This is a genomic window from Xanthomonas sp. CFBP 8443, assembly GCF_025666195.1.
Lineage (GTDB): Bacteria > Pseudomonadota > Gammaproteobacteria > Xanthomonadales > Xanthomonadaceae > Xanthomonas_A.
Genome location: NZ_CP102592.1, coordinates 75,052 through 97,065, shown reverse-complemented (window position 1 = coordinate 97,065; position 22,014 = coordinate 75,052). Strand labels below are relative to the sequence as shown.

The 22,014-nt window shown below is 68.0% G+C and carries 20 protein-coding genes; 6 read left to right on the top strand and 14 right to left on the bottom strand.

Translation table 11 applies throughout. The features are described 5' to 3' along the window. Positions 1–44: 44 nt before the first annotated feature. The gene (locus tag NUG20_RS00460; protein ID WP_286038076.1) at positions 45–815 is read right to left on the bottom strand and encodes a glutamine amidotransferase; all 771 of its coding nucleotides are present in this window, start codon (positions 813–815) and stop codon (positions 45–47) included. Between the two features lie 88 nt (positions 816–903). Here NUG20_RS00460 and NUG20_RS00455 point away from each other — a divergent pair, with 88 nt between their 5' ends. Further along, positions 904–1,542: a GNAT family N-acetyltransferase gene (locus tag NUG20_RS00455; protein WP_263396533.1), complete on the top strand. Its 639-nt coding sequence runs from the start codon at positions 904–906 to the stop codon at positions 1,540–1,542. A 7-nt stretch (positions 1,543–1,549) separates the two neighbouring features. On the opposite strand, the gene NUG20_RS00450 is transcribed toward NUG20_RS00455, so the two are convergent. Beyond that, entirely contained in the window at positions 1,550–3,370 is a 1,821-nt protein-coding gene (locus NUG20_RS00450; protein ID WP_263396532.1) for a GspE/PulE family protein, read from the bottom strand. Positions 3,371–3,445: 75 nt separating this feature from the next. Between NUG20_RS00450 and glyQ the strand changes: the two genes are divergently transcribed. Together glyQ and glyS are read left to right on the top strand one after the other, a co-directional pair. Next, positions 3,446–4,354, top strand: coding sequence for a glycine--tRNA ligase subunit alpha (glyQ, locus tag NUG20_RS00445; protein WP_263396531.1), 909 nt, complete (start codon positions 3,446–3,448; stop codon positions 4,352–4,354). 160 nt (positions 4,355–4,514) lie between these two features. Further along, positions 4,515–6,752: a glycine--tRNA ligase subunit beta gene (glyS, locus tag NUG20_RS00440; RefSeq protein WP_263396530.1), complete on the top strand. Its 2,238-nt coding sequence runs from the start codon at positions 4,515–4,517 to the stop codon at positions 6,750–6,752. Positions 6,753–7,505: 753 nt separating this feature from the next. Here the strand turns inward: glyS and rep are convergent. Continuing rightward, on the bottom strand, positions 7,506–9,482 hold the full coding sequence (rep, locus tag NUG20_RS00435) for a DNA helicase Rep (RefSeq protein WP_263396529.1): 1,977 nt from the start codon (positions 9,480–9,482) through the stop codon (positions 7,506–7,508). 135 nt (positions 9,483–9,617) lie between these two features. Here rep and NUG20_RS00430 point away from each other — a divergent pair, with 135 nt between their 5' ends. Next, entirely contained in the window at positions 9,618–10,238 is a 621-nt protein-coding gene (locus tag NUG20_RS00430) for a thymidine kinase (RefSeq protein ID WP_263396528.1), read from the top strand. Between the two features lie 280 nt (positions 10,239–10,518). Continuing rightward, on the top strand, positions 10,519–11,277 hold the full coding sequence (locus NUG20_RS00425; RefSeq protein WP_263396527.1) for an SEL1-like repeat protein: 759 nt from the start codon (positions 10,519–10,521) through the stop codon (positions 11,275–11,277). A 229-nt stretch (positions 11,278–11,506) separates the two neighbouring features. On the opposite strand, the gene NUG20_RS00420 is transcribed toward NUG20_RS00425, so the two are convergent. Together NUG20_RS00420 and NUG20_RS00415 are read right to left on the bottom strand one after the other, a co-directional pair. Next, on the bottom strand, positions 11,507–12,478 hold the full coding sequence (locus tag NUG20_RS00420; protein ID WP_263396421.1) for an IS110 family transposase: 972 nt from the start codon (positions 12,476–12,478) through the stop codon (positions 11,507–11,509). A 415-nt stretch (positions 12,479–12,893) separates the two neighbouring features. Then, positions 12,894–15,290: a TonB-dependent receptor gene (locus tag NUG20_RS00415; protein WP_263396526.1), complete on the bottom strand. Its 2,397-nt coding sequence runs from the start codon at positions 15,288–15,290 to the stop codon at positions 12,894–12,896. A 291-nt stretch (positions 15,291–15,581) separates the two neighbouring features. Here NUG20_RS00415 and NUG20_RS00410 point away from each other — a divergent pair, with 291 nt between their 5' ends. Then, on the top strand, positions 15,582–16,346 hold the full coding sequence (locus tag NUG20_RS00410) for an OBAP family protein (RefSeq protein WP_263396525.1): 765 nt from the start codon (positions 15,582–15,584) through the stop codon (positions 16,344–16,346). A gap of 208 nt (positions 16,347–16,554) precedes the next feature. On the opposite strand, the gene NUG20_RS00405 is transcribed toward NUG20_RS00410, so the two are convergent. From NUG20_RS00405 to NUG20_RS00365, 9 genes are all read right to left on the bottom strand, one after another. Next, positions 16,555–16,980: a hypothetical protein gene (locus NUG20_RS00405; protein WP_263396524.1), complete on the bottom strand. Its 426-nt coding sequence runs from the start codon at positions 16,978–16,980 to the stop codon at positions 16,555–16,557. A gap of 107 nt (positions 16,981–17,087) precedes the next feature. Beyond that, entirely contained in the window at positions 17,088–17,519 is a 432-nt protein-coding gene (locus NUG20_RS00400; protein WP_263396523.1) for a hypothetical protein, read from the bottom strand. 109 nt (positions 17,520–17,628) lie between these two features. After that, a complete protein-coding gene (locus tag NUG20_RS00395) occupies positions 17,629–18,150 on the bottom strand; it encodes a hypothetical protein (protein ID WP_263396522.1) in 522 nt (173 codons plus the stop codon). Positions 18,151–18,316: 166 nt separating this feature from the next. After that, on the bottom strand, positions 18,317–18,634 hold the full coding sequence (locus tag NUG20_RS00390) for a hypothetical protein (RefSeq protein ID WP_263396521.1): 318 nt from the start codon (positions 18,632–18,634) through the stop codon (positions 18,317–18,319). A gap of 133 nt (positions 18,635–18,767) precedes the next feature. Then, positions 18,768–19,163, bottom strand: a complete 396-nt coding sequence (locus NUG20_RS00385; RefSeq protein WP_263396520.1) for a VOC family protein — start codon at positions 19,161–19,163, stop codon at positions 18,768–18,770. Beyond that, positions 19,160–19,597, bottom strand: coding sequence for a hypothetical protein (locus NUG20_RS00380; RefSeq protein ID WP_263396519.1), 438 nt, complete (start codon positions 19,595–19,597; stop codon positions 19,160–19,162). The genes NUG20_RS00385 and NUG20_RS00380 overlap by 4 nt, the downstream gene beginning before the upstream one ends. Before the next feature lie 262 nt (positions 19,598–19,859). Continuing rightward, positions 19,860–20,186, bottom strand: a complete 327-nt coding sequence (locus NUG20_RS00375; protein ID WP_263396518.1) for a hypothetical protein — start codon at positions 20,184–20,186, stop codon at positions 19,860–19,862. Between the two features lie 74 nt (positions 20,187–20,260). Then, positions 20,261–20,572, bottom strand: a complete 312-nt coding sequence (locus tag NUG20_RS00370) for a MafI2 family immunity protein (protein WP_263396517.1) — start codon at positions 20,570–20,572, stop codon at positions 20,261–20,263. Positions 20,573–20,891: 319 nt separating this feature from the next. Beyond that, the gene (locus NUG20_RS00365; RefSeq protein WP_263396516.1) at positions 20,892–21,881 is read right to left on the bottom strand and encodes a DUF1028 domain-containing protein; all 990 of its coding nucleotides are present in this window, start codon (positions 21,879–21,881) and stop codon (positions 20,892–20,894) included. Positions 21,882–22,014 lie beyond the last annotated feature (133 nt).

The following is a 22,014-nucleotide window of genomic DNA, read 5'->3' as shown; positions in this document are numbered from 1 at the left end:
CAATCCGAAGTGGGGGGCGCCGTACGACGCGGCGCCTGCACAGATTATCGCGGTTTTGCCTGGCCGCCGGCGGTTTGCTGGCCGCGCGCGTGCTGAACGAAGCGCCGCAGCAGCTTGCGCGCCAATGGCGCGGCGCTGACCTCGCGGGCGATGGTACGGGCGCAGCGGCCGGCGCTGCGTAGACAGTCGGCGCGGGCGTGCACGTAGCCGCGCATGTGGTGGGTGGCGAATTCCGGGTGGAACTGCACGCCCCAGGCTGCCTCGCCCCAGCGGAAGGCATGGCACTGGTCCTGCGCCGAGCGCGCCAGCACGGTGGCGCCGACCGGCGCGCGCAGCACCGTCTGCAAGTGCGTGGCGTGGGCCGGGAAGCGTTCGGGCAGGCCGGCGAACAGCGGATCGTCGAACGCCGGCGGGTGCAGGTCGATATGCACGGTGCCCGATTCGCGCCCGGCCGGGTTGTAGGCGACCTCCCCGCCCAGCGCATGCGCCAGCAGCTGGTGGCCGTAGCAGATGCCCAGCAGCGGCGTGCCGTCGTGAGCGGCCTCGCGCAGCCAGTCGGCCGAGCGCTCGCTCCAGTCGGCGCGGTCGGTGACGAAGGCGGCCGAGCCGGTGACGATGATCCCGGCGAAGCCCGCGCGCGCGGGCAGCGCGGCGCCAGCGGCGACATTGGCGACCACGGTGTCGCGCTCGGCCAGGCCGGCGGCGACGCGGATCCAGTGCGGGAAGCGCCCATAGCGCCGCATCGTCGCCACCGGCTCGCCGGTCTCGAGGATCAGGAAGGGCGCGGCGGACGGACGGTAGGATCCCAGCGGCATGACCCGATTTAGACAGCATCGGCAGGCGCTTTTCAAGCCTCGCCGCGTCCGGCGCTATCATCGGAGCAGCATCGACTGCTGCGGCGCCATGGCCATTTCATCCTCTGCGATCGACCTGCCGCTCGTCCAGGCCTGGCTGCATGCGCGCTCGGTAGGGCGCGAACTGCCCCTGCCGGTGCCCGATCATGGCGGGCTGCGGGTGGATACCGGCCAGGCGCAGGAACGCATCCGCTACGTCTTCGCCGAACCGGTTGCGGGGCTGGCCGCATTGGCCGCGCGCATCGAGCAACCGCGCGTGTTCCTGAAGTTGTGCGGCAGCGCGCGGCAATTGGCCGAACACCTGCCGCCGCGTTGGCAGCTGCAGCCCATGCGCTGGGTGATGCAGAGCCGGTCGGCGGCGCCGCCTTGCTGTACCTTGCCGGCCGGCTATCGCATGGAACGGTCGGCGCAAGGCCCGGTCTGGACCGTGGCGATCCTGTGCGGCGGCGATGTCGCCGCCAGCGGCTACGCGATCGCCGCGGCGGGCGTGTTCGTCTACGACCGCATCGCCGTCGCGCCGGCACACCGCCGCCGCGGCCTGGGCCGCTGTCTGATGCAGGCGCTGGGATCGGCATGCCGCACGCCGGATCAGCAGATCCTGGTCGCCACCGACGAAGGCCGTGCGCTCTACCGCGCGCTGGGCTGGCAGGCACTCTCGCCGTTCGCGACCGCGGTGATCCCGGGGTAGGCGCCGCCTACTCGCGCGGCGGCAGCACCGACAGCACTTCCTCGATGGTGGTCAGCCCGGCGGCGACCTTTTCCAGGCCGGCGCGGCGCAGGCTGCGCACGCCTTCGGCCTGCGCGGCGCGGCTGAAGCCGGCCAGGTCCATGTCGGCGCGGATCAGCGTGCGCAGGCGCGGCGTCACCGGCAGCAGTTCGTACAGGCCGACCCGGCCCAGGTAGCCGGTGCGGCGGCATTCCAGACAGCCGACCGGAGCGTGCGTGTGCAACTCCTCCGGCAGCGCTTCGCCCGGCTCGCGCAGCGCGTCCCACTCGATGTCGCTGAGCGCGTGCGGGCGCTTGCAGTGACTGCACAGGGTGCGCACCAGGCGCTGCGCCAGCACGCCGTTGAGGGTGGAGGCGACCAGGTAGTGCGGCACGCCCAGGTCGAGCAGGCGGGTGATCGCCGAGGGCGCGTCGTTGGTGTGCAGGGTGGACAGCACCAGGTGCCCGGTCAGCGAGGCCTGCACCGCCATCTGCGCGGTTTCCAGGTCGCGGATCTCGCCGATCATGATGATGTCCGGGTCCTGCCGCAGCAGGGTGCGCACGCCGCTGGCGAAGTCCAGGTCGATGTTGGTCTGCACCTGCATCTGGTTGAACTCCGGCGCGATCATCTCGATCGGGTCCTCCACGCTGCACACGTTCACGTCGGGGGTGGCCAGGCGCTTGAGCGTGGAATACAGCGTGGTGGTCTTGCCCGAGCCGGTCGGGCCGGTGACCAGCACGATGCCGTGCGGGCGCTCGACCAGCGCCGACCAGCCGGCCGCCTCCTGCGCGCTGAAGCCAAGCTGGTCCACGCTCTTGAACGCCGCGTCCGGGTCGAAGATGCGCATCACGCACTTCTCGCCGAACGCGGTGGGCATCGTCGACAGGCGCATCTCGGTCTCGCGTCCGCCCGGCGAGCGGGTCTTGATGCGCCCGTCCTGCGGGCGCCGGCGCTCGGCCAGGTCCATGCGCCCGAGCACCTTGATCCGGCTGACGATGGCGGTCATCACCGCCGGCGGCACTTCCAGCACCTTGTGCAGCACGCCGTCGATGCGGAAGCGCATGCGCCCGGCCTCGCGCCGCGGCTCCAGGTGGATGTCGCTGGCGCGCTGCTCGTAGGCGTACTGCAGCAGCCAGTCGACGATGTGCACGATGTGGTGGTCGTCGGCGTTGACGTCGCCGCCGCGGCCCAGTTCCACCAGCTGCTCGAAGCTGGGCAGGCCGCTGCTCTGCTCGTTGCGCCCGTCCTTGGCGCCGCGCACCGAGCGGGTCACGCCGAAGAACTCCATCGTGTAGCGGTGCAGGTCCAGCGGGTTGACCACCGCGATCTCGATCCGGCGCCGCGCCAGGTGCTGCACGTCGGCCAGCCAGTCCAGCGCCAGCGGCTCGCTGGTCGCCACCAGCACGCGCTCGGCGTCCAGCGCCAGCGGCAGGATGCGGTGGCGGCGCGCGTAGGCGTGCGAGACCACGGCGGTGACCGCGGCCACGTCGACCCGGGTCGGGTCGATGCGCAGGTAGCGCAGGCCGCAGCGCTGCGCCAGCCATTCGGTCAGCCGTTCAAGGCCCAGTTCGCTGCCTGGCGGGCGGGTCGCGGCCAGTTTCAGGTTGGACAGCAGCACCAGCGGATGCACGTCGCTGACGGTGCGCGCGGACTGCGCCGAGAACTGCATGCGGCCGCGCTCGGCCGGCGCGACCAGGCCGTCGGCGAGCAACGCGGCGGCCACGCGCTCGAAACTCAGGCGCCCGGGCGGCAGCGACACGGCAGCGGGTACGGGCACGGCGGGCGGCTGCGCGGCAGGTCGCGAATCCATGGTCAGGTCCGGTGCGCGGAAGTCCCCGCAAGTCGGTCGCTATACTAGCGCACCCCTTTTGCCGGCCTTTGCTGCATGCCCGTCTCCCGGTCCGTTCCGATCACGTTCCAGGGTCTGATCCAGACCCTCAACCAGTTCTGGGCGCAGCACGGCTGCGTGCTGATCCAACCGCTGGACCTGGAAGTGGGCGCCGGCACCTTCCATCCGGCCACGTTCCTGCGCGCGCTCGGGCCGGAGCCGTGGAACGCGGCCTACGTGCAGCCCTGCCGCCGCCCCACCGACGGCCGCTACGGCGAGAACCCGAACCGCCTGCAGCGCTACTACCAGTACCAGGTGGCGATGAAGCCGAACCCGGACAACATCCAGCAGCTGTACCTGGATTCGCTCAAGGCGCTGGGCATCGATCCGCTGGTGCACGACCTGCGCTTCGTCGAGGACAACTGGGAATCGCCCACGCTCGGCGCCTGGGGCCTGGGCTGGGAGGTGTGGCTCAACGGCATGGAGGTCACCCAGTTCACCTACTTCCAGCAGGCCGGCGGCCTGGAATGCAAGCCGGTGCTGGGCGAGATCACCTATGGCCTGGAGCGGTTGTGCATGTACCTGCAGAACTGCGACAACGTCTACGACCTGGTGTGGACCTACGGCCCGGACGGTACGCCGGTCACCTACGGCGACGTCTACCACCAGAACGAGGTGGAGCAGAGCGCGTACAACTTCGAGCACGCCGACGTGGCCGAACTGTTCCACCGCTTCGACGCCTGCGAGCGCGAGGCGCAGCGCCTGGTCGAGCTCGGCCTGCCGCTGCCGGCCTACGAGCAGGTGACCAAGGCCAGCCACGCCTTCAACCTGCTCGACGCGCGCCGCGCGATCTCGGTGACCGAACGCCAGCGCTACATCCTGCGCGTGCGCGCGCTGGCGCAGGCGGTGGCCAAGGCCTACCACGCGCAACGCGAGAAGCTGGGCTTCCCCGGCGTGAAGCGCTGAGGCTGTAAAGCCCCTCTCCCTCCGGGAGAGGGGTTGGGGTGAGGGTCCGGGGCGAAGCCCTGCAGACCTGAATTTCCCAGAGCTCCGCCCGTACCCTCATCCGCCCCTTCGGGGCACCTTCTCCCGCAGGGAGAAGGGAACTGCTAGCAAGGTCCGACACATGAGCGCACTACATCCCCTGCTGATCGAACTGGGTACCGAGGAACTGCCGGTCAAGGCGCTGCCGGGCCTGGCGCAGGCCTTGTTCGACGGGGTGATCGCCGGGCTGGAGAAGCGCGGCATCGCGGTCGAGCGCGGCGACGCCAGGCCGCTGTCCACCCCGCGCCGGCTGGCGGTGCTGCTGCCGGGCGTGGCTGCGGAACAGCCGGAGCAGCGTTCGGAAGTGCTCGGCCCGTATCTCAACATCGCTTTGGACACCGATGGCCAGCCGACCAAGGCGCTGGCCGGCTTCGCCGCCAAGGCCGGCATCGACTGGACCGCGCTGGAGCGCACCAGCGACGCCAAGGGCGAACGTTTCGTGCACCGCGCGGTGACCCCGGGCGCGCAGACGACCGCGCTGCTGCCGGAGATCCTGCGCGAGGCGATCGCGGCGATGCCGATCCCCAAGCCGATGCGCTGGGGCGACCACGATTACGGATTCGCGCGGCCGGTGCACTGGCTGGTGCTGCTGTTCGGCAGCGAGGTGGTGCCGGTGCAGTTGTTCGGCGTGCAGGCCGACCGCATTAGCCGCGGCCACCGCTTCCTGCACGACGCACCGGTCGCACTGGCCCAGCCGGGCGACTACGTGGCCGCATTGCAAGCCGCGCAGGTGCTGGTGGATCCGGACGCGCGCCGCGCGCGCATCGTCGCCGAGGTCGAGCAGGCCGCGCGCCAGGCCGGCGGCAGCGCGCGCATTTCCGACGACAACCTGGAGCAGGTGGTGAACCTGGTCGAATGGCCGTCGGCGGTGCTGTGCCATTTCGAACAGGCGTTCCTGGCGGTGCCGCAGGAAGCGCTGATCGAGACGATGGAGAGCAACCAGAAGTTCTTCCCCGTACTCGACGCCGGCGGCAAGCTCACCGAGCACTTCATCGGCATCGCCAACATCGTCTCGCGCGACGTGGCCGAAGTGGCCAAGGGCTACGAGCGGGTGATCCGCCCGCGCTTCGCCGACGCCAAGTTCTTCTTCGACGAGGACCTCAAGCAGGGCCTGGTCGCGATGGGCGCAGGGTTGGCCAGCGTGACCTACCAGGCCAAGCTCGGCAGCATCGCCGACAAGGTACAGCGCGTGGCCGCGCTGGCCGAGGCGATCGCGCCGCTGGTCGGCGTGGACGCGGCGCAGGCGCGCCGCGCCGCCGAATTGAGCAAGAACGACCTGCAGTCGCGCATGGTCAACGAATTCCCGGAACTGCAGGGCATCGCCGGTCGCCACTACGCCAAGGCCGCCGGCGAACCGGGCGAGATCGCCCTGGCGATCGACGAGGCCTACCAGCCGCGCTTCGCCGGCGACGACATCGCGCTGTCGCCGCTGGGCAAGGTGCTGGCGATTGCCGAACGCCTGGACACGCTGGCCGGTGGCTTCGCCGCGGGCCTGAAGCCGACCGGCAACAAGGACCCGTTCGCGCTGCGGCGCAATGCGCTGGGGTTGGCGCGGACTATCATTGAGAGTGGATTTGATCTGAATCTGCGAGACGCATTAGGCGCAGCGGTTCATTCTTCCAGTACTGCCATGTTGTTCTCCAAAGCAGCCAAACAGCAGGCTGAGGCCGATAGTGCCAAGCGCAAGGGCGTAAAAGTCGCTGACGTACAAGTCGGAGGCGGGCACATGGCAAATGACCATGAAGTCGCAGCAGAAGTCTTTGACTTCATCCTCGACCGCCTGCGCGGCTACTACACCGACAAGGGCGTGCCGGCGACGCATTTCAACGCGGTGGCCGCCTTGTTCTCGGTCGGGGCTGAAGGAAGCGCGGCTTCTGTAGGAGCGGCTTCAGCCGCGACCGCCACCCACGGATCGCTGTACGACTTCGACCGCCGCATCGACGCGATCGGCATCTTCGCCACGCTGCCAGAGGCAGAGGCGCTGGCTGCGGCCAACAAGCGCATCCGCAACATCCTGCGCAAGGCAGAAGGCGCGATTCCTGCGCAGATCGACCCGACCCTGCTGCGCGAGCCGGCCGAAAGCGCACTGGCCGAAGCGGTGGAAGCGGCGATCGTGGAAACCGACGGCGCGCTGCGCCAGCACGACTACGTCACCGTACTGAACTTCCTGGCGCGGCTGCGGCCGCAGGTGGACGCGTTCTTCGACGGGGTGATGGTCAACGTCGACGACCAAGAGCTGCGCGGCAACCGCCTGGCCCTGCTCAAGCGCCTGGGCGACCGCCTCGGCAGCGTCGCGGCGATCGAGCACCTGTCGTCGTAAGCAGGCCTGCGGACAGTACATGTAGAGGCTGCGAAAGCGGCCTCTTCTTTTTTGTGGGAGGGACTTCAGTCCCGACGCTCGAAGCTGGCAGCGGCCAAGTGAAACAACGTCGGGACTGAAGTCCCTCCCACAGTGCCCGCGGCTAGCTATTACCAAGCACCTGCCGAGCGACTCTACTCGAGAGAGCCGCAGCCTCTGGCAACACCGCTTCCTGTGGGAGCGACTTCAGTCGCGACGAACGAAGCAGGCAGCAGCCACGGCCAAGTGAACCGCGTCGGGACTGAAGTCCCTCCCACAGTGCACCCAGCCAGCTACTTCCTAGCGCCCGCCGAGCGACTCTGCTCGAGGGAGCCGCAGCCTCCGGCGACACCGCTTCTTGTGGGAGCGACTTCAGTCGCGACGCGCGAAGCTGCAATCCCCGTCGTGCTGAGAAAAAAGCGTTCGGGGCTGAAGCCCCTCCTACAGTGCACTCGACCGGCCATGTAAAAGCACCGGGTTGAGCCCCTCTCCCCTCGGGAGAGGGGTTGGGGTGAGGGTACGGCGCGAAGCGTCTCGCGGAGTTTGGGGGCACGAGGCTGCGCTCGTACCCTCATCCGCCCCTTCGGGGCACCTTCCCCCGAAAAGGGGGCCGTGGTCCCGCAGGGAGAAGGGGACTCCAGCACATACGCACGCTACATCACAGTACCCGCCAATCGCGGCACGGTGCACAACCGCCGCTACGAATCCCCAATCCCCACTCCCCAATCCCCGCCTTCAATCAAACAACGCCTGGATCGCTGCCAACCCGGCCGTGGCGCGCTCCTTCTTGCGCTCGGCGTCGGCCACGGGGTCGGCGCCGTCGCGCTGCATCTCCTCGGCCGGGATCTCGTCGAAGAAGCGGCTGGGCTTGAGCCGGATGTGTTCGCCGAACTTGCGGGTCAGCTTGCTGTAGCTCATCCACAGCTGCTCCTTGGCACGGGTGATGCCCACGTATAGCAGCCGCCGCTCTTCCTGCAGGTTGCCTTCCTCCAGGCTGACCTCGTGCGGCAGCACGCCGTCCTCGCAGCCGACGATGAACACGTAGCGGAACTCCAGGCCCTTGGACGCGTGCATCGTCATCATCCGTACCTGGTTGCCGCCGTCGTCCTTGTCGTTGCGCGACAGCAGCGCCAGCTGCGCGGCCAGGTCGCCGACGGTGGCGCCGCGCGGGCCGCCCTCGAACCACTTGGCCAGTTCTTCCAGGTTGCCGCGGCGGCGCTGGAAGGTGGTCTCGTCCTTGCACTGGCTGCGCAGCTCGCGGATCAGGCCCGACTGCTCGGCGAGCTGGCGTACCACGTCGGCCGAGGACAGGGTCAGCGAGGCGGTGCGCAACTCGTGCAGGACGTCGACGAAATCGCTCAGGCCGTTGGCCGCGCGCGGCGGCAGCTGCTGCAGCGCACCCATCGACTCGGCCGCGCGCGACATCGGCAGATGCTTGGCCGACGCCAGTTCCGCCAGCTTGGCCAGCGAGGTGGCGCCGACTTCGCGCTTGGGCGCCTGCACCGCACGCAGGAACGCGGCATCGTCGTCGGGATTGACCAACAGCCGCAGCCACGACAGCACGTCCTTCACTTCCTGCCGCTCCAGGAACGCGGTGCCGCCGGTGATGTGGTACGGCACGCCGGCGATCTGCAAGGCCTTTTCCAGCGGCCGCGACTGGAAATTGCCGCGGAACAGGATGCAGAAATCGCTCCACGGCGCCTGCTTGGCGGCGCCCAGGTAGGCGATCTCGGCGGCGACCTTCTCCGCCTCGTGCTCGCTGTCGCGGCATTCCCACACGCGGATGCGCTCGCCGTCGGCCTGGTCGCTCCACAGGGTCTTCAGGTGTTCGTGCGGGTTGTGCGCGATCAGCGCATTGGCCGCGCGCAGCACGCGGTTGGAACAGCGGTAGTTCTGCTCCAGCTTGACGATCTGCAGCGCCGGATAGTCGCGGCCCATCTGCATCAGGTTTTCCGGGTTGGCGCCGCGCCAGGCGTAGATGCTCTGGTCGTCGTCGCCCACGCAGGTGAAGTTTCCGCGCGGGCCGGCCAGCATCTTCAGCAACCGGTACTGCGCGTCGTTGGTGTCCTGGCTCTCGTCCACCAGCAGGTAGCCGATGCGCTCGCGCCAGGCCATGACGATGTCCTCGTTCTCCTCCAGCACCTGCACCGGCAGGCGGATCAGGTCGTCGAAGTCCACCGCGTTGAACGTGCTCAGCCGCGCCTGGTAGCGCTCGTACAGGCTGGCCGCTTCCTGCTCGCGGTTGCTGCGCGCCGCGGCCATCGCCTGCTCCGGCGATAGCCCGGCGTTCTTGGCGCGCGAGATCAGGTTCTTGGCATCGTCGATCGCATCGGGCTTGGCGCCGTGCATCAGGTCCTTGATCTGTGCGGCGGCATCGTCGGCGTCGAAGATCGAGAAGCCGCGCTTCAGGCCGACCGCGGCGTGCTCGATCTGCAGGAACTTCAGTCCCAGCGCATGGAAGGTGCAGATGGTCAGGCCGTCGGCGGCGTCGCCGCGGATGCGCTTGGCCACGCGCTCGCGCATTTCCTTGGCCGACTTGTTGGTGAAGGTGATCGCGGCGATGCGCTTGGCCGGGTAGCGGCCGGTGGCGATCAGGTGCGCGATCTTTTCCACGATCACGCGGGTCTTGCCGCTGCCGGCGCCGGCCAGCACCAGCAACGGGCCTTCGCAATGCAGCACCGCGGCGCGTTGGGGGGGATTGAGACCGTGCATGAAGACTTCCCTGGGCCGCGCATTGTAACGGGCGCCGGCGGGCGGCGATGCCGGTGCGGGCGCGCCGGCGCTGAACGGGTTTTACCGGCCGCGGCCGGCCTGCGGCGGGGCCGGCCGCCGCGCTAGAATCGCAGCATGGCGAAACTGTATTTCTACTATTCGGCGATGAACGCCGGCAAGACCACGACGCTGCTGCAGTCGGCGCACAACTATCGCGAGCGCGGCATGCGCACCGCGATCCTGACCCCGCGCCTGGACCACCGCGACGGCAGCGGCGTGGTCGCCTCGCGCATCGGCCTGCGCGCCGATGGCAACACCTTCGTGCCGGACACCGACCTGCTGGCGCTGCTGCAGGACGACATCGCGCGCGACGGCGCGCTGCATTGCGTGCTGGTGGACGAGGCGCAGTTCCTCAGCCGCGCGCAGGTCTGGCAGCTCAGCGAGGTGGTCGACCGGCTGCGCATCCCGGTGCTGTGCTACGGCCTGCGCACCGATTTCCGCGGCGAGCTGTTCGAGGGCAGCCAGTACCTGCTGGCCTGGGCCGACGAGCTGCAGGAGATCAAGACCATCTGCCACACCGGCAGCAAGGCGACGATGACCGTGCGTGTGGATGCCGACGGCCATGCCGTACAGGACGGTCCGCAGGTGGAGATCGGCGGCAACGAGCGCTACGTGTCGGTGAGCCGCGCCGAGTTCAAGAAGATCATGCGCGGCGAAGGCCGCATCGATCCGCTGCAGATCGCGTTGCCGATTTAGCCTTCTGCGCTCGAGATAGCGCGTCAGGGCGTCGGCCGGTAGGACGATCGCCCCCGGTTGCGCGCGTTGGCCGCATGCGTAGGCGACAACCGCCGCGAGCGATGCACTGACTTGGTGCTTACCTCCGCGGCTTCGGCGCGACTGCAGGCGCGGATGCGCCGATCATGAACGGCGATTGACGACGCATGCGGGGCACGGGCCGCATAGGCCATCAGTCTATGGATCGCCGCCGCTGCGCACGTCTAGAATCGGCGGCGATCGCACTCATGGGAAGAGTTCTATGCATCAGTTCAAGGGATATGCCGTCGGCGGTTGCACCGCCCTGGCCATGGCGGTTCTGCTGGCGCTGCCCGGCACGGCCGCCGCCGCCGCCGACAATGCGCGTACGTTCGAGGACATTCCGGCGCAGGTGATGACCGACGGCTTCCTCGAGGCGCACTTGGACCTGTTCTACCGTCGCGCCGGGATCCGCGCCGACAAGAAGGGCGAGTTCGCCGAGGCCAAGAAGAACTACCAGCTCGCCGCGCGCTATGCCGACAAGCCGTCGCAGGCGCGGCTGGGCGAGATGTACTGGGAAGGCCAGGGCGGAGCGCAAGATCGCGCGATGGGGTTCCTGTGGATGGCACTGGCCTCCGAGCGCGGCTACGACGCGTTCAAGACGCGCAAGATGGAGTATTGGGAGCAGCTGACGCCCGAAGAGCGGCAGCGCGCGATCAAGCAGGACAAGAAGATGCTGGCCACGTATGGCGATGCTGTGGCCAAGCCGCGCCAGGAAGCAGTGCTGCGCCGCGAAGCCAAACGCAGCACCGGCAGCATGCTCGGCTACTCCGGCGCCTCCGGCGTGCAGATCAACGGCCCGCGCGGCGGCAGCATCGATCCGGAAGTGTTCTACGCCAAGGAATTCTGGGAACCGGCGGCGTACTGGAAGCTGCAGGACCGGGTCTGGGATGGCCGCACGCCCGGCCGCGTGGATATCGGCGATGTCGAGGACATCACCCAGGAAACCGCGCCGAAGCCGCAGGAGCCGGCCAAGCCTTGAGGCGCCCCGACGGCGCCGCTCCGTGCGCGGCGTTGCTGAAGCGTCGGGACTGAAGTCCCTCCCACAGTGCACCCAGCGGGTTGTCCGCGCGCCTCCTGTAGGAGCGGCTTCAGCCGCGACGAGCGAAGCCGGCCACTGTGCAGCGGCGCGAAAGTGTCGGAACTGAAGTCCCTCCTACAGTGCACTCGGCATGTTCGCCGCGAGCCCTTTGTAGATACCGTCTTCCCGTCTAACAGGCAATGGCCTTTTGAGGATCGAAGGGCGTGTTTGATTTGAGGACGCCGTAGGCAAGATGCAGCAACTTGCGCATGGCGGCGCAGACGATTTGCTTGCCGGCTTTGCCGCGTTCGCGCAGGCGCTGCTTCAGCGCACGGACGACCGGATTGTGGGTCATGGCGACCAGGGCCGGCATGTACAGGCCCGCGCGCAGCCGCGGGGAGCCGGTGCGGGAGATGCAGACCTGGCCCTGGCGCTTGCCGGACTCCTGCAGCCGGGGGTTGAGCCCGGCAAAGGCGGTCACCGCCGAGGCGTGGGCGAAGCGCTCCACATTGCCAAGTTCGGCCAGCATCAACGCCGCGCTGGTGTCGGCGATCCCATCGATGCTCACCAGCAGGTCGCGCTGCCCGCGCAAGGTCGGGTCCTGGTCGATCTGGTCGTCGATGGCCCGTTCAATCTGCGCGATGCGCGCCTGCAACTGGCCGATGTTCTCCAGGAGCGAGTCGCGCACCACCGGCGCGGCCACGTCCAGGCGGTTGCGCTCCATCTGCAGCATTTGCAGCAGGTCGTCCCGGCGCCGCACCAGCGCCTTGAGCTGCTTGAGCGCCGGCGGGTCGGGCTGCCAGGGCCGCAGCTGCGCCGCATGGCGCTGGCCGTAGCTGGCGATCAGCTTGGCATCGCTGCGGTCGGTCTTGACCCGGGTCAGCTGGCTGCGTGCATACAGCGCCATCTGCGCTGGGTTGAGTACGCACACGCGGTAGCCCAACCCATGCACGAACTCGGCTAGCGCCTCGTGGTAGGTGCCGGTGGCTTCCATCACGATCCAGCTGTCCGCCTGCGCGTGCGTCTGCAGCCACGCGTGCAGGGCCTGGAAGCCCTTCGGATCGTTGGGAAGCTTGGCCTTGGTGCGGTACTTGCCGTTGGCCAGGTCGATGGCCAGATCGAAACTGCGCTTGGCGACGTCAATGCCGACGACTGGGGACATAAGGACTCCTCCATCGGATGGGTGATCACGATCATCGCTGCGCCCGGTCCTGCCTTGTGGATGCGAGTTCACGCCAGCGGCGGACTCTGGATACCGTGCGGACACCACAGGGCCAGCAGATGGAGGGCGGGAGCCGATCTACAGCACAAGCTCGAAGCTTCAGGAGCGACTGGACTTCCCGCACCTCCCCCGATGATCAGTCGGAAGACATAACGCCTTCAGGGGCGCCATGTCCAGATACAAGGAGCGGCTTCAGCCGCGACAGGCGTTACCGATAGATCCTGTCGCGGCTGAAGCCGCTCCTACAGAGGCTGGTGAGACGGCACAACCCGCCAACCGGCAGGCTGTGCCATCGCGGCGCTGGCCACCCGAGGCCAGCCGGCGCCGCGTTACAGGAATACCGGCCTTTTGCGCATCAATGCCAATGCACGTCGACCGATACGCCGACGATGCGCGGCTCGTTGTACACCGCCGCCATGTAGTTCTCGATCACGCCCTTGAGGTTCTTCTCGTTGGTGATGTTGCGCGCGAACGCCGCCACTTCCCACGCGCCGTAGTCGCCGCTGTAGCCCAGCTTCAGCCCGCCCTCGAAATTGCCCTTGGACTTGAACTCCGCCGTGTCGTACAGCACGAAGTTGGTCTTGCCCTGCTTGTTCCAGTCGGTGGCGACGAAGAACGTGCCGCCGTCGGACACCGGGATGTCGTAGCGCGCGGCCAGGTTCACGTTGTAGGTCGGCGCGTTCGGCAGCGGGTCGCCGTCGATCTGGGCGAAGGTGTTGGCGCCGACCTTGATCGTCGGATCGTTCACCGTGCACACCACCACGCCGTTCAACGCGCACACCTGCGCATACACGCGCTTGTCCTGGATCTCGCTGTGCAGCAGGCTCAGGCCGGCGCTCAGCGACAGGTTCGGGATCGGGCGCCAGTCCAGGTCCGCTTCCAGGCCGTAGGCCTTGGCCTTGTCGGCATTGAACAGCACGCCGTTGCCGTTAGAGTCGTTGCCGTTGAGCTGGATGTCGTCGACGGTGTAGGTGAAGCCGGTGACGTTCAGGCGCAGCCGGTTGTCGAACAGGCTGCTCTTGATGCCCGCTTCCCACGACAGGATCGTCTCCGAATCGGCGGTGGTGAAGTCGGAGTTGAACACCGCCGAGCGGCCCTGGATGGTCGGGCCGCGGAAGCCGCGGGCGACCTTGGCGTACACGCTGACGTTGTCGTCGATCGCGTACATCGCGCTGAAGTCCCAGCTCGGCTGGGTGTCGGCCATGCGCACGTCGGTGCGGCCGCGGTAGGTGACTACGCCGGCGGCGGTGTCGGCGGTCTTGAGCAGCCGGGTTTCCTTGCTGTCGCGGGTCTGGCGCACGCCGGCGGTCAGGGTCAGCGCGTCGGTGGCCTTGTAGGTCAGCTGGCCGAAACCGGCCCACGAGGTGTTGCTGTTGCGCAGGCGCACCCAGTTGTTCGGGTTGCGCGCGGCGGTCTGCAGGAAGTACGCGCGCTGGTAGAAATCGGTGGTGTCCTTGCCGTCGAAGTAGAACGCGCCGGCCTGCCACTGCAGCGCCGCATCGCCTTCGCTGGCCAGGCGCAGCTCCTGGGTGTACTGGTCCAGATCGCGCACCTGGCCCATCGACTGGCCGAAGCCGTTGGCCACACCGTTGACCGGATAGTTCGCCGCCGCGCCGCCGTCGGTATCGCCGCGGCTGTAGCCGGAGGTGGTCTCGTAAGCGCTGATCGAGGTCAGCGACACGCCGCCGAAGTCGTACACCGCCTTGACCGAGCCGCCGTGGGTCTTGTACGCCTGCGGATTGTCGTGCGCCTCGTCGTAGGCGACCTGATCGCGCGGCACGTCGACCTTGTCCGAACCCTTGGTGATCGCATTGCGGAGAAACAGCGTGGAGGTGCCGTCGTAGTCGCGGGTGTGCGCCGAAGCCAGCAGCGAGAAGTTCTCGCTCGGCTTGAGCAGCAGCTGCAGGCGCGCGTTGCGGTCGTTGTAGCCGCCCATCGCGTCCTTCTTCGGGGTGACCGTGCCGTCGGCGCTGGGGCCGCTGTAGGTGTTGTCCACCCAGTCGTCGCGGTGCTGGTACAGCGCCGACACGCGGAACGACAGCACGTCGTTGACCGGCCCGCCGAAGCCGCCGTCGAGCGAGGTGGTGCCATAGCTGCCGTAGCTGGCGCTGAGCCGGCCGCTGTAGTCCTCGCTGGGCTTGATGCTGTCGAACTTGACGATGCCGGCGGTGGTGTTGCGGCCGAACAGCGACCCCTGCGGACCGCGCAGCACTTCCACCTGGTCCAGGTCATAGACCGGATTGGACTTCAGCACCACGTGCTCCAGCACCACGTCGTCCTGGATGATCGACACCGGCTGCGAAGCGCCGAGATAGAAATCGATGTTGCCCAGGCCGCGGATGTAGAAGCGCGGGAAGATGCGCCCGGTGGTGGTCTCGGCATAGAAGCTGGGCACCCGGCCGGACAGCGCCAGCAGCGTATCGTCGCCGCCGGCGGTGTAGTTGCGCATCGCATCGCCCTGCACCACGCCGACCGACACCGGCACTTCCTGCAAGTTCTGCTCGCGGTGCTCGGCGGTGACAGTGATGGTATCCAGCGAGGTCGCCGCATCGCCCGCCGCCGCGCCGCGCGCGGCCTGCGGTGCGGTACCGGCCAGCGACGGCGCCGCATCCTGCGCCACGGCCGCGCTGGCGATCGACGCCAGCAGCAGCCCAGCGCAGGCCTGCGCCAGGCGATGGCGGACCGGGGTGCCGGACAGGCGCGAGGAACGCGCGGCCGGACGGCTCGCGGAGAGATGAGGGTGCAACAGCATGAGGATTCCTTTGGGCGCTGGATGACGATTCCGTTCGGCTTGCGCAGCAGCCCGCGACGGCGCGCCATGATATGGCGTAGCGCGGCACGATATGTCATGTGTATTGCATCCCGGTTGCAATGCGGACGGGTGCTCGACGCTCGGCGCAGTCCCGTTGGCCATCGCCGCCGCACACGTGTGTTCGTGCGGCCTCGACCCGCTCGCGACCTGGCGACGACACGACGGCGACGGACGTTTCACCCGCGCAGGCCGATGCTCGGAGCGATCGTGCCGTCCCGCTGGAGACACCGCATGCGCACCACCTTGCTGGCCCCACTGCTGCTCGCCCTCGCCGCCTGCTCGCGCGACAATACCGAACCGGCCACGCACCCGCCGGGCGCCGAAGAGACCGCCAAGACCGACATGCTCGAAGCCGGCGCCAAGGCGCTGCAGGGCAACGGCCCGCTGGCCAAGCTCGACATCCACCTGGTCGGCTTCCACCCGATGAAGGACCACCCGCACCAGCAGATGGAAGCGCACCACTTCTGCCGCCAGGTCAACCAGGATTTCGCGCAGTGCGCCCTGTTCGACGGCGACAGCGCGCAGGCCAACCTGACCGGCGTCGAGTACATCATCTCCGAGACCCTGTTCCAGCGCCTGCCGCCCGAGGAGCGCGGCTACTGGCATCCGCACAATGGCGAGATCCTGTCCGGGCAGCTGTCCGCGCCCGGCTTGCCGCTGGCCGCGGAAAAGGAACTGATGCGGACCAAGATGAACAGCTACGGCAAGACCTGGCACACCTGGCATACGCGCGACGGCGCCGCTCCCGGCGACGCGATGCCGACCGGCGAGGCGATGCTGGCCTGGTCGTTCAACCGCGACGGCGAACTGCAACCGTCGCTGCAGGCGCGCCGCGACAAGATCGCCACGCACAGCGCGGCCGAACTGCGTGCCGACCGCAAGGATCTCACTGGACTGGCGAAGCCGCAGGAAGGCGTGGACCTGCTGCGCCCGGCGTTCCCCAACGCCACGCCGATTCCTGGCGTGGTGGATGCGCGGGCATCGAAGCCAAAGTGACGTGCGGTGCGGGCACGCGTCGTCGGGCAGGCGGAGCGGCCGATGGCGCGCGGCGCACGTGCGGATCCGATTCGGATGCGGATAGTGACGTGCTCTAGTGATGCTGCAGGAGCGGCTTCAAGCAGTCCCCAACCTCGGCATCGCACGGAGAGATGGAGTTGTTCGGATGCCTCCGCCGATGGCGTGTCCTCGGCCCAGTGTGGCCGACTCAGTCGCTATCGACGCCAACCACCGTCAACCGCAACGCAGGTTCCCCCTCGCCGGCCGCGACCTGCGACAACATGCCGGTGACCCGCACGATCTGGCCCGCCCCCTCCTCGCCCAGGTGCGCCGCCTGGTCGGCGCTCAGCGCCAGGCGCAGGCGACGCACCTCGTCATGGCCCGCCATCCGGCCATCGGCCGAAGGCGCCACGCACAGCCGCGCCGGCAGCACCAGCACCTCCTCGCGCGTCGCCGCGCCGTCGCCTGGTGCGGCACTGGCATGGTCATGGGGCGCAGCCCGCGCCCGCTCCAAGGTGCCGGACAAGGTCACCTTGATCGGCCCATAGGGCAGGCAATGCTTTTGCGCCGCCTGCGCGCCCGGTACGGCGCCCAGCAACAGCAACGAGAACAGCGACAACACGCGGATCGGCATCGGGCTACACGTCGGCAGGAAAGACCGCGCGAGCATACCCAAGCTTGATGGCGGTGGTACTGCAGATGCGGACACTACCGGTCCATCGCGAACGGCACAGGACAGCGCTAACGGGCGATCTGGAGAAGCAACAGGCCGGCAACCGAAGCCATCAGCGCTGCAACCAGCACCCGCTGGCCACGATAGTGACGCCGGATCGCGATGTGCTCGGGATCCGACAGATCATGGGTCGCGGGGATCTTCCGCAGGCGGAACAGGTTGACCGCGATCCCGAGCGGCGAGCCGCCGAACCTGTAGCCGTCGAGATCCGGCGACCGCAGCCGTTGCGGCGCTATCGCACTGCGGATCTTCCTGGCCAGCAGCCAGTCGTTGGCGATGATGGCGCCGAACAATGCGACGGACAGGCAGCTCAACAGCGGTATAAACATTTGAATGACCCCATTTTTGCGAAACCGGGCCGCGGGCGAAGAGGGTTCAGCGGAAAGTGCAGATGCGACCGTGCCGGCGCAGCCCATCGACATACTCACGTCGCGCGGCATCTTCGACTTCGGCGCAGCGGTTTGTAACCTGTCCAGGCTTGCGCGCACTTGTCACGCCATCCGCTCCGTTTTGAATCGGCAATCCCAGCATGAAAGACGATCAAGCGCGCTACGGAACTTCAAAGCGTTCGAGCGCCTGCTCTGCCGCCTGGCCCGGGAGAAAGATCTCCACGTTAAAAGGGGCGGAATCCGAGGAGGCGATGACCATCTTTTCGCCATGCAGGCCCTCGATCAGAACGCCCGCCAGAACCCTAGCGCTCACGATTGCATCAAGGGAGGCCGGGCCTCGTCCGGCATGGTGCGTCCATGGGTCCTCGCCCAATGTTGCGTGCACTGCGCCGCGTACCGCCCACTCATTACGCCGGAGCGCGGTGGCATTTTGAATGACGATGGCATGCGGCAAAGCACGCCAAACATGCTCGCTCGTCGCCTCACGCGCCATGGCGATTGGGAAGACATCAAATCGCGGACCGGCAAGCATCTCTACCGTGGTGAAGACAAGAGGGTCGCCTCCGATGTCGCGAAGCGCGACGAAGAAGTGCCAGTACCCATCGTGCTGGGCATAGGCGTCCACCGTGATTCCAATCAATGAGGAGGGATCGATCTCGGTGCAGAACGTTGCGGATGGCATGGGCGGCTTGAACTCCTAACGCCTGAAGCGAATCTTGCGTGATCGATGTCCATCAAAGCGCCACGCTACGCACATCGGTAGAAGACGTGCTGCGGCGCGACGCCAGCACCGACAGCAAGCCGTACGCTGCAGACTCGACAGCAGCGGACTTGGCCTGCGCGACAGATCAGATCTCATCGTCACGCAGGTCTGCCAGCCGCGCGATCCCGGTCGCCAGGAAACTGACCCCAACGAGGACCAAGGCCGCCTTGACGAAGGGCGAGTGCAGCGCGGTGAGCAGGGAGACAAGGCCGAGCGACAACAGGGGCAGCGATTGCGCCAAGGCACCGAAGTTCGATGCCGCTCGACCGAACAGCTTCCAGCGCGCGCAGCACAAGGGCCGCAAGCGGGATCGAGGATTGATCCATGTGACATGGATCATTCCGTACCCCAGCGCGAAGAAGACGGCGCTGCCTGCAAGGGCATAGGCGGAGGATTGCGTCATGCGGCGAGTGGCGGTCGGACCACGTGTCGCGGCATCGCCACTTCCTCGTCGAGCCGGCGGACGACTTCACCGCCGGCAGCCGCACCAGCCGCGCGCCAGGGTCTGCACGGGAGCGGGTTCATCGCCGGCCTCCTCAGACAGCGCTCGCGCGCAGCTGCACGACATTGCCTTCCGGATCGTGGCCGTCCAAGTGGAGTTGATCGCGCCACCGCCACGCCAAGTCGATGGGCTTGAAGGCGCCGCCGGCCGCTTCGGCGGCGGAACATGCGCGTTCCAGGCTCTCGACCAGGAACGAGCCCTTGATTGGCGTCTCGGCCCGCAGATGGTGCGAGCCGGACTCTGGACCCCGCGCGCGCTCGCCGGCCGCATGGACCACCGCGATCTCGTAGTGCGCATTGCCCACCACCACGAAGCAATCGCCCTGCTCCACCAGTTCCAGCGACAGCGTGCGCCGGTAGAACTCGGCCACCCGCTCCATGTTCCTGGCATAGATCACGGTCAGCGCGTGGACGGGCCGGGGCGCGTTCATGCGCTGCGCTCCGGCTCGAACGCCTGGTTCGGCAGGTCGTGGCCGCACCACGGGCAGAACCGCGCGAACGAATAGTCGCCATTGATGCACCAGCTCGGATCTTCGCCGCGGAACATCTCGAACGAAAACCGGACCTCGGCGTCGGGGCTCACCACCGCATGGAACATGTGGCTGCAGCAGTATTTCTGCGGGCGTTCGCGATGGGCCACGCGCTCCGGGAACTGCGCGTCCAGCCAGCTGCCGACCCAGCCCTGGCACGCCGGGCACGCTTCGATGTGCGTCGCGGCCACGTACGTCGCCTCGTCCGGGAAATGCTCCCGCTCGACCGCGATCATGCCCTCGATCGTCAACATGAGGGTGGCATCCTCGTCGATCCGGCTACGCAGTTGCACGAAGGTGTGCCTGGCGGTGCGGCATACATCGTCGGTTGTCATGGCGGCGTACGTCCAGTGCGCGGGTTTGGCCAGAGGCGATGCGCCGGGTCCGGCACACCGGATGCGGCGCGTCGGGACAAGATTACGACCAGCGCGACGACAGTGCCACCGGCGCTTCAGGCACCGCGCTCGCGAGGCGATCGATCGCGGCCGGCGGCCACGCTATGGATGAGCCGCCAGCGCTGTGGCAAGGAGCGCGCGAACCGGCAGCCCGGGAATCGCGCCGATCAGCGTGCGTACGGCGGCGCCCGTCCGCGCCCAGTCACCATTTTCCGAAGTACGACGAGATGTCGAAGTAGATCTTCCGCTCCTCGCCGGACGGCAACGACAGCGTGATCTCATCCATGACCGGCGGCCCGAACAGGAGCGCCTGCCCGGTCACCCGCGCGCCGGGATAGTGCCGATCGAGCCATTCTTTCTGTGCCCGCATGCCGGCGCCTTCGCTGTGCGCGCTGGACAGATCGACCGTCCGCTCCGGAGAAGAACCATCCCCATGCACGACAGCGGCGCGCGGTGCCGAGACGGGTGCGACGGATTGACACGCGGCAAGCGCGACCACCATGCCCACCGCGATGAAAGCGTTTCGCATACGTTTTCTCCCATGTGATTCGACCACGCCTGGCAGCACCCCTGCCGCCAAGCCTGACACGGCGCGGATGCCCGTCAATCCGCAGGCTCGGCGCGGCGGTAGGCCACGTGCTGCAGCCCGCACAGCGGCGCGGGCGCGGGCACAGACACGTGCACTTCGTCCAGGTCCCAGCCGTCCGGGAAATCGGCGATCACCTCGGTGGCGGCGCACGAGCAACTGTCGCGCGGCACTTCCCCCGGCGGGCCGTCGTACTCGAAGCGCAGGCGGACCACGCGATGCGCACGGTCGGCCTCGATCGAGGCCTGGCGCAGTTGCGGATGCACCTCGCCGAGCAGGCCACGCTGCAGGCTCAGCAGCAGCGCCACGGGGCTGGTGTAGTCGTCCATGACGCAAGACCTGGCGGGCCGCCGACTGCGGCATGCACGATCGTCTCCGAGCCGGCGCATGCCGTCAATCGCGCATGCGGATAGCGCCGCTCGACTGGCCGATAGGCAGCCCCAGCCCGTGTCAGCCCAGTCCCAGCGGATGGTGGAGATCAACGCCCATCGCGCACCAGCACCGCCACATACGACGCACAGATCGACCCGGCTACTGCGCCAGGTGTCCGTGTTCCACTAGCAGAAGCCTCCAGTGTCGCCAACGCCGGCAAGTGCCTGATGCCGCCAACCGCCGCTACGCTCGGCGCGCCTGCATCGGCAGCCACCCTTACTTCGGTTTCGCGCCAGCGTCAGCGCCCGGCTCGCCAGCCCAGGCTTTGAACAGCGCGTTGTCGCGCAGCGGCCGGTAGATCGGGTCCTGCAGTTCGATCCTCGCCCAGACCGGATTCTCGGATGCGAACACACCGAGTTGGGCGAGGGCATCGTCCAGCGCACCGAGCCGCATCGAGAGCCGGGCGGCGCGGCGCCAGATGCGGTCCCAGTGCCAGCTCAGATGCAGCGCCTCGGCGAGCGCCAGCTTGGCCTCGGCGATCTTGCCCCGACCGGCCAGGCGCTCGGCCTTGATCATCGCCTGGTGCGCGTAGTAACGGTCCAGCAGCCGGCGCAGATCCGGCACCGGGGATGCCGAGGCATCGACACGCAGGTCGATGTCTTCCCATCCGCCGCCCGGCGTTCGCACCAGCAACGCGGCGGACAGCCTGCCGGTGGTCTGGCCGCCCGCCTGCTCGCCCGCTTCCAGCGCCGACATCAGGCAGTTGGCCAACGTCGCGCGGCACGACAGGAATGCCGTCTCCATCGCCGCCAACACGCGCGCCGATGCCAAGCCGTTGCCCTGGACCGCGTATCCCTTTCCATGGCGGGCGCCCGCCCAGGCCGAAGCTGCCGCTTCCTCGCCCGTGTAGGTCGCCGACTCACCAGCGGCGCTCACGATGCCGACCTGGCGCGCGGCAGTCGTGGTTCCGTCGAAATTCCCGTCGTTCGCCAGCAGGTCGGACATCACGTCCGCAGGTGCCGAGCCGGCGGCAAGCCGCTCAAGCCCGCGCGGGCCATAGGTCGGATTGGTTTCGTACTGGGTCGCCAATGCCCCCACGCCGGCCTTGGCATGGATGACGCTCGCGCCGACCGCCAGGTTGTTGGTGGCCACTGCGGCGCCGCACGTTCCGTCCGGCGCGCACGCCACGACCGAGAATGTCGCGTTCGCGGCGAACGGGAACGCCAGGCAGCCCAGCGCGATGATCCATCGGGAACGAGCGTTCATTGCGGCGGCTCCGGAAGGCGAACGATGGGGAACGTCACCCGGATTGTGCATCCAACGCACGATCCCGTGAGCCGATTGCCTGTGCCGACGATCAGATCAGGAACTGGCCGCCGTGATTGTCGGACCAGTGGAA

Excerpts from the sequence above, each read along its gene's own strand:
- NUG20_RS00460 (WP_286038076.1), bottom strand. The coding sequence starts at position 815 with ATGCCGCTGGGATCCTACCGTCCGTCCGCCGCGCCCTTCCTGATCCTC.
- NUG20_RS00455 (WP_263396533.1), top strand. The coding sequence starts at position 904 with ATGGCCATTTCATCCTCTGCGATCGACCTGCCGCTCGTCCAGGCCTGG.
- NUG20_RS00450 (WP_263396532.1), bottom strand. The coding sequence starts at position 3,370 with ATGGATTCGCGACCTGCCGCGCAGCCGCCCGCCGTGCCCGTACCCGCT.
- glyQ (WP_263396531.1), top strand. The coding sequence starts at position 3,446 with ATGCCCGTCTCCCGGTCCGTTCCGATCACGTTCCAGGGTCTGATCCAG.
- glyS (WP_263396530.1), top strand. The coding sequence starts at position 4,515 with ATGAGCGCACTACATCCCCTGCTGATCGAACTGGGTACCGAGGAACTG.
- rep (WP_263396529.1), bottom strand. The coding sequence starts at position 9,482 with ATGCACGGTCTCAATCCCCCCCAACGCGCCGCGGTGCTGCATTGCGAA.
- NUG20_RS00430 (WP_263396528.1), top strand. The coding sequence starts at position 9,618 with ATGGCGAAACTGTATTTCTACTATTCGGCGATGAACGCCGGCAAGACC.
- NUG20_RS00425 (WP_263396527.1), top strand. The coding sequence starts at position 10,519 with ATGCATCAGTTCAAGGGATATGCCGTCGGCGGTTGCACCGCCCTGGCC.
- NUG20_RS00420 (WP_263396421.1), bottom strand. The coding sequence starts at position 12,478 with ATGTCCCCAGTCGTCGGCATTGACGTCGCCAAGCGCAGTTTCGATCTG.
- NUG20_RS00415 (WP_263396526.1), bottom strand. The coding sequence starts at position 15,290 with ATGCTGTTGCACCCTCATCTCTCCGCGAGCCGTCCGGCCGCGCGTTCC.
- NUG20_RS00410 (WP_263396525.1), top strand. The coding sequence starts at position 15,582 with ATGCGCACCACCTTGCTGGCCCCACTGCTGCTCGCCCTCGCCGCCTGC.
- NUG20_RS00405 (WP_263396524.1), bottom strand. The coding sequence starts at position 16,980 with ATGCCGATCCGCGTGTTGTCGCTGTTCTCGTTGCTGTTGCTGGGCGCC.
- NUG20_RS00400 (WP_263396523.1), bottom strand. The coding sequence starts at position 17,519 with ATGCCGCGCGACGTGAGTATGTCGATGGGCTGCGCCGGCACGGTCGCA.
- NUG20_RS00395 (WP_263396522.1), bottom strand. The coding sequence starts at position 18,150 with ATGCCATCCGCAACGTTCTGCACCGAGATCGATCCCTCCTCATTGATT.
- NUG20_RS00390 (WP_263396521.1), bottom strand. The coding sequence starts at position 18,634 with ATGACGCAATCCTCCGCCTATGCCCTTGCAGGCAGCGCCGTCTTCTTC.
- NUG20_RS00385 (WP_263396520.1), bottom strand. The coding sequence starts at position 19,163 with ATGAACGCGCCCCGGCCCGTCCACGCGCTGACCGTGATCTATGCCAGG.
- NUG20_RS00380 (WP_263396519.1), bottom strand. The coding sequence starts at position 19,597 with ATGACAACCGACGATGTATGCCGCACCGCCAGGCACACCTTCGTGCAA.
- NUG20_RS00375 (WP_263396518.1), bottom strand. The coding sequence starts at position 20,186 with ATGCGAAACGCTTTCATCGCGGTGGGCATGGTGGTCGCGCTTGCCGCG.
- NUG20_RS00370 (WP_263396517.1), bottom strand. The coding sequence starts at position 20,572 with ATGGACGACTACACCAGCCCCGTGGCGCTGCTGCTGAGCCTGCAGCGT.
- NUG20_RS00365 (WP_263396516.1), bottom strand. The coding sequence starts at position 21,881 with ATGAACGCTCGTTCCCGATGGATCATCGCGCTGGGCTGCCTGGCGTTC.